At 40.6% G+C, this 11,103-nt stretch carries 11 protein-coding genes; 1 reads left to right on the plus strand and 10 read right to left on the minus strand.

Annotated features, from left to right (window positions below):
• Positions 1-119: 119 nt before the first annotated feature.
• From pal to FTU29_RS05190, 10 genes are all read right to left on the minus strand, one after another.
• Positions 120-689 (minus strand): peptidoglycan-associated lipoprotein Pal, encoded by a 570-nt coding sequence (gene pal, locus FTU29_RS05145; RefSeq protein WP_180120716.1) that lies wholly within the window; start codon positions 687-689, stop codon positions 120-122.
• Between the two features lie 68 nt (positions 690-757).
• Entirely contained in the window at positions 758-2,041 is a 1,284-nt protein-coding gene (gene tolB / locus FTU29_RS05150; protein ID WP_180093857.1) for a Tol-Pal system beta propeller repeat protein TolB, read from the minus strand.
• A 444-nt stretch (positions 2,042-2,485) separates the two neighbouring features.
• Positions 2,486-3,829, minus strand: coding sequence for a cell envelope integrity protein TolA (tolA, locus tag FTU29_RS05155; RefSeq protein WP_180120718.1), 1,344 nt, complete (start codon positions 3,827-3,829; stop codon positions 2,486-2,488).
• A 3-nt stretch (positions 3,830-3,832) separates the two neighbouring features.
• A complete protein-coding gene (gene tolR / locus FTU29_RS05160) occupies positions 3,833-4,282 on the minus strand; it encodes a protein TolR (protein WP_078190369.1) in 450 nt (149 codons plus the stop codon).
• Entirely contained in the window at positions 4,282-4,980 is a 699-nt protein-coding gene (gene tolQ, locus FTU29_RS05165; protein ID WP_078192037.1) for a protein TolQ, read from the minus strand. The genes tolR and tolQ overlap by 1 nt, the downstream gene beginning before the upstream one ends.
• A gap of 27 nt (positions 4,981-5,007) precedes the next feature.
• Positions 5,008-5,415, minus strand: coding sequence for a tol-pal system-associated acyl-CoA thioesterase (ybgC, locus tag FTU29_RS05170; protein WP_180120720.1), 408 nt, complete (start codon positions 5,413-5,415; stop codon positions 5,008-5,010).
• A 217-nt stretch (positions 5,416-5,632) separates the two neighbouring features.
• Positions 5,633-6,280 carry a hypothetical protein gene (locus FTU29_RS05175; RefSeq protein WP_180120722.1) on the minus strand — a complete coding sequence of 216 codons (648 nt, stop codon included), beginning with the start codon at positions 6,278-6,280 and terminating at the stop codon, positions 5,633-5,635.
• 97 nt (positions 6,281-6,377) lie between these two features.
• Entirely contained in the window at positions 6,378-7,385 is a 1,008-nt protein-coding gene (ruvB, locus tag FTU29_RS05180) for a Holliday junction branch migration DNA helicase RuvB (RefSeq protein ID WP_111883949.1), read from the minus strand.
• Between the two features lie 245 nt (positions 7,386-7,630).
• Positions 7,631-8,233 (minus strand): Holliday junction branch migration protein RuvA, encoded by a 603-nt coding sequence (gene ruvA, locus FTU29_RS05185; RefSeq protein ID WP_180120724.1) that lies wholly within the window; start codon positions 8,231-8,233, stop codon positions 7,631-7,633.
• A gap of 110 nt (positions 8,234-8,343) precedes the next feature.
• Positions 8,344-9,684 (minus strand): deoxyguanosinetriphosphate triphosphohydrolase, encoded by a 1,341-nt coding sequence (locus FTU29_RS05190; protein ID WP_067765238.1) that lies wholly within the window; start codon positions 9,682-9,684, stop codon positions 8,344-8,346.
• A 212-nt stretch (positions 9,685-9,896) separates the two neighbouring features.
• On the opposite strand from FTU29_RS05190, the gene FTU29_RS05195 reads away from it, so the two are divergent.
• On the plus strand, positions 9,897-10,931 hold the full coding sequence (locus FTU29_RS05195; protein WP_372491131.1) for a M20/M25/M40 family metallo-hydrolase: 1,035 nt from the start codon (positions 9,897-9,899) through the stop codon (positions 10,929-10,931).
• The last annotated feature ends 172 nt before the right edge of the window (positions 10,932-11,103 follow it).

Here is an 11,103-nt window from a genome sequence, read left to right on the forward strand (position 1 = left end):
TAAAGCAAAGAACGTTGCAACAGAACTGTGCAAATGAAACGATATAAATTAAATGATACGGGTTAAATAAAAAAGCACTCATCAATGAGTGCTTTTTTTAGCTCAGACTTTTTCAAGTCTTATTTAAGTAGCGGAGGAACCGCTTCGTAGTTAATTTCTACACGGCGGTTTTCTTTCCATGCATTTTCATCATGACCCGCATTAATTGGCATTTCTTTACCATAACTAACTGCTTCAAGCTGATTTGGACTTACGCCTGTTGTAATCAGGAAGCTTTCAACAGCTTTGGCACGACGCTCACCAAGCGCCATGTTGTATTCACGAGTACCACGTTCATCGGTGTGACCTGTTAAAGCCACGCGTGAGTTTGCATTAGCAACTAGGAACTGAGCGTGAGCTTGAAGGGTTTGTAAGTCTTCATTGCTAAGCTCGGTACTGTCGTAGTCAAAGTGTACTACGCGCTTCGCTAAAAATGCTTTATTCGCTTCCGTTACACCTTTCGATGATGCACCCGCAAGGTTTTGTGCATTGAGTGCTGCATCTTCACTTAAACCTGAAGTGTTTACAGTGGTTGAGCCATTTGGGTTTTGTCCTGCTTGTATGTCTGCTGCAGGTTTACGGCTGGCACAACCAGTCATTACTAATGCTGTAGCTAAAACAGGTAATGCAATCAGTTTCATTGCTTTCATATTGATCTCCATGATGGTTATTTATGATGTTTCATTAAAAAGTTGTTGTTGAATAAATCATGCAGTGTTTATTTCGGTGCCCAAGCTGGTTCACGAACTTCACCTTGTTCACTTGGTAAGTTCATGCGGAAACGACCATCTAAAGACATGATCGAGAGCAAACCACGGTTTGCTTCACGTGTTGCATACACCACCATTTGACCATTTGGAGAGAAGCTTGGGGATTCATCTAAACTTGTTGGTGTTAAAATATTGGTTACACCAGAACCAATGTCTTGAACCGCAACTTTATAGTTACTACCGCTAGGACGATGCACCAAAGCTAATTTTTTACCATCAGCACTTAAAGTGCCACGGGCATTAAATGCACCACGGAAAGTCAAACGTTTTACGCTTTCAGTACTTAAGTTGTAGGTATAAATTTGTGGAGAGCCACCACGGTCAGAGGTAAAAATAAATGATTTACCGTCAGGGGCATAACGCGCTTCTGTGTCGATGGCAGTATCATTGGTCATCCGTTTTAGCTGACGACTTTGTAAATCCATTTGGTAAATTTCAGGGTTGCCATGCATAGATGCAGTGAACAACATGCTTTTACCATCGGGCGAGAAGCTTGGAGCACCATTTAAACCACGGAAACTTGCAACTTTTTCACGGCTACCAGTTGCTAAGTCTTGGATGTAAATCGCAGGGCGCTTGGTTTCAAAAGAAACATAGGCTAGTTTTTTAGCATCAGGTGTCCAAGCAGGGGAAAGGATTGGATCTCGTGAAGTCAAAATGGTGCGTGGCTGCTCCCCATCTGTGTCGGCAATTTGTAAGGTATAGCGTTGATCTGGAGTTGCTGCATTACGCAGAACATAAGCGATACGGCCGCTGAAGTCACCAGGAATGCCAGTTAAAGCTTGATAGATCGCATCACTGATCATATGCGCTGCTTGACGGTAACGTGAAGCAGGTACAGTGAGTAGTTCATTTAACAGGTATTGTTTTTTTTCAACATCATACAGTTGGTAGTGAATTTCATAAGAGCCATCTGCCGTTGTTTTTGATGTACCTGTCACGACATAGGGTACGCCCGCAGCTTTCCATGCTTCTGCATTAGGTGAATTTATTGTTGCAGTTGCAGGTAAGTTTTTAGAGGCACTGGTAAATTTACCTGAGCGGTTCAAGTCATTTTCAACCACAGGATAAATATTTGAGTCATTACTAAAAGGCACGATCGCAATTTTAGGTGCCTCTTCAGGCGCCTTGGTGATTTCAAGATGAAGCTGTGCATGTGTTTGAGTGATTAAAACTGGACTCAAAGCGGTCATAATTGCTAAGCAAAGAAGATGTTTACGCGTCATTTCCATCATTCGCTAACTACTCTAAAAATGTGAGTTATTGTCTGTATTAGGTTGTGTCACATAATGGCATGATTTTGAATTATTAAAAGCATGAAAATATGACTGAACTGTTATAACACTGTGAAAAATGCAGAGATTTTATTCGAGTTCACTGAAGTTTATCTTAAAATTGGTGCAGACAACATCACATTTTGAATTGGAAATGATAATTCTATATAGTTGAAATTTAATTTTTGAATCAAATGTTTAGAAGAAATAAGTAGCTCTTGATTAGGCTGAGTTAGTAAAACTTATATATATGTCATTTTATGAAAAGTGTCGACCAAATAGAATTTGTTTCATTCAAAAAATCAGTGAATGAACCCATCTAATCAATAAATTTTCCAAAGTTTGCCATATTCAGAAGAAATATAAAAAAATCCCCGCAATCAATGCAGGGATTTATCAAACTTAATTTGAAGATCTAAATGTAGAGGTAAAGCTTTGTGCTTCACGTCTAGCATCAGGGTCGCTTGGCATTGGGTACGGTGCTGCAGCACGAACCGCGGCTTCAATACTGGCTTTCATATCAGGGTCACTAGAGTTCACAATAACTGATCGGACTGAACCACTTTCTGATAATGTCACCCGAGCAGTTGCCGATTTACCCGCAGAGTCAGAAGGTGTGTCCCATGCACGACGGATTTTATTTTCAAAATCTTTCTTTGCAGTAGATGCAATCTTCTTCGCTTCAGCCTTTTTCTGTGCGGCTTCTTCAGCTGCTTTTTTAGCTGATGAAGCTTTGGCTTCTTTGGCTGCACGTTCGCGTGCTTCGGCATCGGCTTTAGCCTTTGCATCTGCCTTGGCTTTTGCATCGGCATCTGCTTTACGTTTTGCAGCTTCTGCATTGGCCTTGGCTTTCGCATCAGCATCTGCTTTACGTTTTGCAGCTTCCGCATTGGCCTTAGCTTTGGCATCAGCATCTGCTTTACGTTTTGCAGCTTCCGCATTGGCTTTAGCTTTTGCATCGGCGTCTGCTTTACGTTTTGCAGCTTCTGCATTGGCCTTGGCTTTCGCATCAGCATCTGCTTTACGTTTTGCAGCTTCCGCATTGGCTTTAGCTTTCGCGTCTGCATCTGCTTTACGTTTTGCAGCATCCGCATTGGCCTTGGCTTTTGCATCTGCATTGGCTTTTGCCGTTGCTGCAGCTTTGGCTTTGTCAGCTTCTGCTTTTCTTAAAGCATCGGCACGGATTTTTTCAGCCTTGGCTTTGGCATCAGCATCTGCTTTACGTTTTGCTGCTTCAGCATTGGCTTTCGCCGTAGCATCTGCTTTTGCCTTAGCCGCATCCGCTTTGGCTTCTTGTTGTGCTTTTAGTTTTGCAGCTTCAGCCGCTTTAGCTTGTTCTTGAGCACGCTTTGCATTGTCCGCAGCTTTTTGTTCAGCAAGCTGCTGTGCTTTTGCCGCAGCGAGTGCCTGTTGAGCAGCAACCTGTGGATCTGCCTTAGGTGGTTCTGCTGGTTTAGGTGGTGCAGCCGTTGGAATCTCGGGTGCTGGTTCAACGCTAGGTTCTGCTGTTTGCGTGATTTGTTCAGCTACATTTTCATGCGCGGTTTCATCAAACTCTGTGACTTCACGAGTTACAGGTTTCAAATCTTCCGGTTTTACCAAAACAGTGGTTATTTTTTTAGGGGGCTCAGGTGGTTTACTCATGCCAAGATAAAGTAAGCCAACCACAGCGACGATATGAACACCTAGTGTGAAACCAATCGCAACGGCTTTTTGTTTAAAAGGCGGCTTGTTGAAATCTTTCATAAATTATTTTAATGGCTCAGTCAGTAAACCTACTTGTGTTAAACCTGCATCTTGAAGGGCAGACATGAGTTTCATGACTTCACCATAAGGACGAGATTCACTGCCGTTAATCAGGACACTCATTTGCTTTTTCTGTTCGTTCGCTTCATTTTGTGAAGCAGTTAAAACAGATTTTAGTTCATCAAGTGTGAGTACATCATTCTGATGATTTTTATCTTCGAGTTTGATCGTTCCATCCGCCTCAAGTGTAACAATCGCAGGGCGATCTTCCGCTTGCATAGGCGTACCGTTGGCTTGTGGCAAGTCGACTTTAACACCTGTCGTGATCATTGGTGCGGTCACCATAAAAATCACCAAAAGAACTAACATGACATCAATATAAGGTACGACGTTCATGTCACTTTTTAATGGTTTTTTGATGCGCTCAAAGCGTCCAGAACGTTGAATAGCCATTAGTCATTGTCCTGAGTTGAACCTACAGACTGGCGTTGTAATAACGCAACCATTTCTTCGGCAAAAAGCGCACGATCGTTATAAACTGCTTCACCTTTGGCTGTGAAATGGTTAAATGCAAGTACAGCAGGAATTGCCGCAAAAAGACCAATGGCCGTTGCAATCAATGCTTCTGCAATACCCGGAGCAACCGTAGCAAGGGTGACTTGGTCAACATCTGCCAAACCAATAAAAGCGTTCATAATGCCCCAAACGGTACCGAATAAACCAACATAGGGTGCAACCGATCCAATACTCGCAAGCGCGCCTAAACCATTTTCTAAATGTCCTTGGTCACGGCTTAAACCTACGCGAAGAATACGTTCTGTACCTTCAATGGATTGTTCTGCGCTGGCATTACGTTTTTTAAGTTTGAAAAACTCGCCTAAACCTTGATAGAAGACATCTTCAAGGCCAACACGTTTCGAGTTGAGCTGAGCATTGTTGTATAAAGTGTTGAGTTCGGCGCCAGACCAAAAGATTTTTTGGAAATGTTCATCGTCAGCCTGCGCTTTTTTATAACTCATGTGTAACTTGGCAATCAGATACCAACTGAATAACGAAGCTAAGAGCAGCAGGAGCATTACCAGTTGTACGACAGGACTTGCTTGTAAGATGAGGTCTGAAACTTTGAGTGTTGATTCTAGTTGAGTTGCCATAGTTACTACATGTGCCAAATAATTTTTTTAATCTTGTTCCAATTCTTTCAGAATCAGTTCACGTATTTCATCAGGAAGGCGACGGGGTTTCATCTCTGCACTGATACATGCCAATTCTACCTCACCTGATGCCAGCATAATATCACCACGATAAATATTTTGTTGCAACACAAATGACGTAGCCTTACACGAAACTACACTTGCTGTAACAGTAATCAGGTCATCCATTAATATAGGACGTGAATATTTCACATTAATTTTATGAACGACAAAGTTGTAATCTTTTTGATGCCAATAATGGTTTACACCTGAAGCGCGCAGCCATTCTGTGCGGGTACGTTCCATAAAGCGAATATGATTTGCGTGGTAAACAATGCCACCTGCATCTGTATCTTCAATATATACACGAATGTTGAATTCGAATTTATTCGCCATGAGAGTGTTCCGTCTTTATAAAATCTGAAAAATATTGTTCTGCACTTCAGCAAAGAATTAGAGCATTTAAAAATGGCGATAATTCAATGATTCGTCAAGTGCTTCAATGACGGGCAGTTTAGCACCGTGAGTCATCAGTCCAATGGCACAAGGTTTCAACTCACGTAAATCTTTAACTTTCGTAGTTGTAATTATTGTTTAAAAAAAGAGACTACTTTTAATTTGTTTGTTCATCTAATTTAAATTTTGCATCGACAAAATCCTGTAGATGAGCTGCTAAATATCCCGCAATATGAAAGTGAGTTTCTTCCATTTTCTTTTTCTGTTGCTTTGGGAGTAATGCCTTTAAAGATTCATACATATACGTTAAGCAGCAAAAGCTAAGGCCAATAACTAACATAAGTAAAAGTTTATTAGCTAGATCTATCCAGAAAAACACATAAACGAGTATGACTAAAGCAAAGAATGAGAGGCTGAAATAAAATGTATTAATTTTTGCTGGCTTAAAGTTTTCCTTGACCAAAACTTGTACGTCGTCGTGATAGTACGCCCCAATAAAAATGAGGGCAGAAGTATAGTTGAAGCTCAGGTTTTTTATACGATATGCAGAAGGCGATTGCTTAATAGTTAAGATGTTATCTTCATCTACTTCTATAGTTTCTTTGCTAAGAATGTTTTCACATTCGACAGTGATAAAATAATTGTATTCAGTGTGGAATAAACTTTCAAAATCACTCATTTGTTTAGGGCTAAATGAACTGATGGGTTGTTCTCTGGGAATGTGTTCAATGGCACTGTCTAATGGTAGGTTTTGAATGTATTCGCTATTAATTTTGTTAATTATTCTATTCTCAAGATTTATCATTTTAGTTTGCTGTTTGTAGTGGATTGAATTTATTTAAAAATTTAAATAAACATTCAGGGAGAATTTAACTCCCTGAAGTTGTTTGGTGAATAATCAGCTATTTATCTTTAGGTTCGGGAGGCGTCATCCCAAACTGTAAATACGCCATATTGGTGGCAATACGTCCACGTGCAGTACGCATGACATAGCCTTGTTGAATTAAATACGGTTCAATCACATCTTCTAGCGTCCCTGAGTCTTCTGCCATAGCAGCAGCCAAAGCTTCTACACCTGCAGGGCCACCATCAAAACGCTCTAGTAGCATTGATAAATAACGACGGTCCAAAGTGTCTAAACCATCTTTATCGACATTCAACATATCTAAAGCACGTTGCGCCATTTCTTGGGTCACTTCGCCTGTACCTTTGACTTGGGCATAATCTCGAACACGGCGTAATAAACGGTTGGCAATACGTGGCGTACCACGTGCACGACGTGCAACTTCCAGTGCGCCATCTTCAGTAATCGGTACATCCATTAAGTTTGCTGAACGAGTCACAATATGAGTCAGATCTTTTACGGAATAGAACTCTAAACGTTGCACAATCCCGAAACGATCACGTAAAGGTGAGGTGAGTAGTCCCGCACGTGTGGTTGCTGCAACTAATGTAAATGCAGGTAAGTCGAGCTTGATAGAACGGGCAGCAGGGCCTTCACCAATCATGATGTCGAGTTGGTAATCCTCCATCGCTGGATAGAGAATTTCCTCGATGACCGGTGAAAGACGATGGATCTCATCAATAAATAAAACATCACCTTCTTCGAGGTTAGTTAGCATTGCAGCCAAATCGCCTGCACGCTCAAGGACTGGGCCTGATGTCGATTTTAAGTTGCCACCCATTTCACGGGCAATAATATTGGCCAGTGTGGTTTTACCTAAACCCGGAGGGCCAAAAATTAAGGTGTGATCGAGTGCTTCTTCACGGCCACGCGCAGCACCGATAAAGATTTCCATTTGTTCACGGACGACAGGCTGCCCGATGTAGTCATCGAGGGATGTTGGACGGATGGCACGGTCGAAGTGGTCTTCGGGTTTTTCTGAACCACTGATAAGACGGTCTTGCATAATTATTTAATTAATCTCTATATCGTTGTGGAAGAATAACAGCCTCAAAAAGCGATTGAACTTTAAATGCCATTGTATAGGCGATTCTCACTTTTGACTGGGCAAAAGTGACAAAACCCATTTGTTAAACTGATACTACGTCCTTGTAGCACAGTTTAACGGCGACATCCTTGTCGCCTGCGTGATTCACATACTGTCTATAGCTCTAAAATGCAAAGGATGCAGTGTTCATTAGAAACTAAAAATTATTTATTCATCGACTTTAAGGCAGCGCGGATGATATCACTGGCTTCGGTGAAGTCACCTTTGGCAGCATTCACTAATTTTTGTGCTTCTAGTGGTTTGTAGCCCAGTGATTGTAATGCAGCTTCAGCTTCTGCAACGGCAGAAGTACCGGTAAATTGGATTTGCTCCGAAGTTGAATTGCTTGGTACTGTGCCAGATGACATCGCTTTAAAACGGTCACGAAGTTCAATCATCAAGCGTTCTGCGGTTTTTTTACCTACACCCGGAACTTTGACTAAAGTGTTTACATCTTCATGTTCAACCGTGTGAATCAGCATTTCAACACTTAACGTTGAAAGAATGCCAAGCGCCATTTTAGGGCCTACGCCGTTGACTTTTAATAGTGTGCGAAAAATCAGTTTTTCTTGAGCATTGCTAAATCCATACAGCAGTTGTGCATCTTCACGAACAGCCAGATGTGTCCACAGGGTAATTTTTTGACCTTTTTGTAGTTGGCAAAATGTTGAAAGTGGGGTGTCAATCTCATAGCCCACACCATTTACATTGAGTAATACTGTTGGTGCTTCCAATGCCAGCACTTCGCCAATTAAGCATCCAATCATGTCATTTATTCACTTTATTTCAGTTTAGTCTGAGCTATTTGCTCAATTTCAATTTGTTGTGAGATTAGCGTGAAGGCCAGCGAATTACTAGTCTTCACATTTTTTCAGCTTTAAAAGAAACCAACTTTATTACCTTGAAGTTCTTGTGCAAGGTTATAAGCCTGATGATCTGAAAACTTAGAGATGATATCGAGTACTTGCATAATATTGTCATAATGCGACATACCAAAATGTGCTCCTGAACGATGTAAAATAGACATCAATCGTTGCTCTTTAAAGCTCAAAGTTTTATTGGGCGTGGTCAGTGGAATAAAGGCATCCAAAATATTTTGCAAACTTTGGTGTGCAATAATTTCCAAACCTGCCTTATGCGGATGTTCAAAGATTTTATCACGAGCCAGTTCTTTGGCACGGTTAATCCCGATTTCAATATCTTCACTGCAATATTGCAATAAACTGCCTTTAAGTTGGCCAGACAAAATTTCATTATGATGACGTGCAAAAGCTGTAGTTACTTCTTCAACCAAACGCTTCATCACACGGCCACGCAAAGCGGCAATTTTCTGCTGCCATGTGGTATCCGTCATTGCAAGTTCGGCAGGAATACCATAATCACCAATCAGGTCAAGGAAAATTGGCTCAACTTCATTATAACTCAACATATTGAGAATAATGCCATCTTCCAAATCAATCAGGGCATAGCACATATCATCCGCTGCTTCTAATAAATAAGTCAGAGGATGACGGCAATAATGATATTCACCGAGTTGAATTAAGCCGAGTTGTTCTGCAATTTGCTGCAAGATGTCTTTTTCGGCTTGGTAACAGCCAAACTTGGCACGCTGACTGGCAGGCGTATTTCCTTGTGATGCAATGGTTTTGGATAGCCATGGGTACTTTAAGTAAGCCCCTAAGGTTGCGTAAGTTAGGCGCATACCACCATCATTTGGGTGATAGTCAATTTTAGTCAGTAAACGTAAGCCTTGTGCATTACCTTCAAACTGACGAACATCGGCTTCTTCTTCTGGGCTTAAATCTTTTAAAAAGTCTGTATGTGATGCATCATCAAACCATTCGCGAATGGCATATTCACCAGCATGCCCAAAAGGCGGGTTGCCAATATCATGTGCTAAACAAGCGGCTTGAATAATCGCGCCAACATCGGCAGGCGAAATCCACATTGGCAATTCATCTTTAATTTTTTCCGCAGCCAACATGCCGAGTGAACGCCCGATACAAGATACTTCAAGTGAATGCGTAAGTCGGGTGTGAATACCATCGTGTTGAGTTAAAGGATGAACTTGGGTCTTGCGATTAAGCTGTCGAAAACTCTGCGAAAATATGATGCGGTCATAGTCTTTATGAAAAGGGCTACGTGCCTGTTCAGAACTGTGTTTATTGCTACCAATACGAACTGTAGAAAGAAGTTCAAGCCAACGCATTTGAGTCATTTATCATTATTCAATTATTACTTGAATTGAATAATGCCAAACTTAGCAGAAAAGCACTAGTGTGGGGCGACACAACTTGTCTTAAAAGATGTATGAGTGATTTGCCTTAATGAAATGCAAAACAAAACAGAAATTTAAAAAAGGGCTGTTAGTATAGATGAGCAAATTTTACCTTTTATCCCATTTTTTAATTTTCAATGAGAATAATTTAAATGTATAGAAAACAATTTCTTCCTACTTTGACTGCACTAAGTTTGGGCGTGACATTTTTTTTGTCAGGTTGTACAAGTTTCAATACAGAAAAAAATACAACGAAAGTGCAGCCAAACCAAAATGTTGCTGCATCAGAAAATAGCATGATGCATCATTTACAAACATTTGAAGAAATTGCGGAACAAAATGGTGGCAATCGTGCAGTAGGTACAGCAGGTGGATTGGCTTCTGCACAATATATTCTTGAACAAGCCAAGAAAGCAGGCTTGCACGCGCAAATGTTGCCATTTGAAAATCGAGAAAAGACCGTTGGGCAAAATATTGTGATTGAGATTGAAGGGCAATCCAAAGATACCGCTGTGATTGTCGGCGCGCACTATGATTCGGTGAAAATGGGGCCGGGGATTAATGATAATGCTTCAGGCGTTGCAGTATTGTTAGCATTATTACAAGACTATGCGAAGCAAAAGGTAAAACCTAAACACACACTATATCTTGCCTTTTGGGATTCGGAAGAGGTTGGTATTGCAGGTTCACAAGCTTTTGTGAAATCACTCAGTGAGAAACAGCTTCAAGGCATTCAAGCCTATATCAATGTTGATATGGTGGGAACAAAGAATCCGAATATCATGATTGCCGATGGTGACCATTCATCAATTGCAGAAATGGCGGCACAGTTTAAAGCCAATGGACTTGCACAAAGTGATTATCAGCCAATCTTAGACAGCATGAGTCAATTACCTAAGCACCCGCAGGATGCTGCATTAGAACAAAGTATGCGTCAATATTTTAAAACCAATAATATGCAGATTAAAGATGATGTAACGACTTTAACAGCAAGCGATACTTTGCCATTTTTAGGGAAAGTTCCCGTTACTTCACTAATTTTATTTAATGAGCAAATGAAAGGTGATGAACTCGAATTTGCACCGTGCTACCACAAGGCTTGCGATACGATTGATGGTGTAGATGTAAACTCACTGAACTTAGCCCTTAATGTAATTCAACATCTATTGTCAGATTTGAATAAATAAAATGTTTCAATTTCAAATGTGAATTGATTTTAGTCTTTATGAATTTCAGGTTTAAATCTCACACATTTAGACCTGAAATTAATTTTCAAATATGATTTGAACGCTTGATTAAAAAGTGAGTTGTTGTTGAAAAATAAAACATTTTTCTAGTTTGAATATTATTCTTAGGATG

It is taken from the genome of Acinetobacter sp. YH12086 (genome assembly GCF_013419345.1).
GTDB lineage: Bacteria > Pseudomonadota > Gammaproteobacteria > Pseudomonadales > Moraxellaceae > Acinetobacter > Acinetobacter amyesii.